Genomic DNA, 1,076 nt, shown 5'->3' with positions numbered 1-1,076 from the left:
GGTTTTTTCACCCAGTCCCTATCTGACCGCGACGCTGAGTTGTTCGGCTCGATCACGTCCGAACTGGGCCGTCAGCGCGATGAGATCGAGCTGATCGCGTCGGAAAATATTGTCTCTGCCGCCGTGATGGAAGCGCAGGGCTCGGTGATGACCAACAAATATGCCGAAGGCTATCCCGGCCGGCGCTATTATGGCGGCTGCCAGTATGTCGACATCGCCGAAAACCTGGCCATCGACCGCGCCAAGGAATTGTTTGGCTGCGGCTTTGCCAATGTCCAGCCGAACTCGGGCTCTCAGGCCAACCAGGGTGTGTTCCAGGCGCTGATCAAGCCCGGCGACACCATTCTGGGCATGTCTCTGGACGCCGGTGGTCACCTGACCCATGGCGCGGCCCCGAACCAATCGGGCAAGTGGTTCAACGCGATCCATTACGGCGTGCGCAAACAGGACAACCTGATCGACTATGACCAGATCGAGGCTCTGGCGAAAGAGCATCAGCCCAAGCTGATCATCGCGGGCGGCTCGGCCATCCCGCGCACCATCGACTTTGCCCGCATGCGCGAGATTGCCGACATGGTTGGCGCCTATCTGCACGTGGACATGGCCCATATCGCCGGTCTGATCGCGGCCGGAGAACATCCCAGCCCCTTCCCGCACGCGCATGTGGCCACCACCACCACGCACAAGACCCTGCGCGGTCCGCGCGGCGGCATGATCCTGACCAATGACGAGGCGATCGCCAAGAAGGTGAACTCGGCCATCTTCCCCGGCATTCAGGGCGGTCCGCTGATGCATGTGATCGCCGCCAAGGCCGTGGCTTTTGGCGAGGCGCTGCGTCCCGAGTTCAAGGGCTATATCCAGCAGGTCATCACCAATGCGCAGGCGCTGTCGGATCAGCTGATCAAGGGTGGTCTGGACACCGTGACCCACGGCACCGACACCCATGTGGTGCTGGTCGATCTGCGCCCCAAGGGCGTCAAGGGCAACGCGACCGAAAAGGCCCTGGGCCGGGCGCATATCACCTGCAACAAGAACGGCGTGCCGTTTGATCCGGAAAAGCCCACGATCACCAGCGG

1 protein-coding gene is annotated in these 1,076 nt (G+C 62.2%); it reads left to right on the top strand.

The features are described 5' to 3' along the window. A partial coding sequence (gene glyA / locus ACR0L4_RS23640) for a serine hydroxymethyltransferase (RefSeq protein WP_480515647.1) occupies positions 1–1,076 on the top strand: 1,076 nt, incomplete at both ends.

This window comes from Ruegeria sp. AB5 (assembly GCF_056542645.1).
This window is presented reverse-complemented; position numbering and strand designations above follow the sequence as displayed.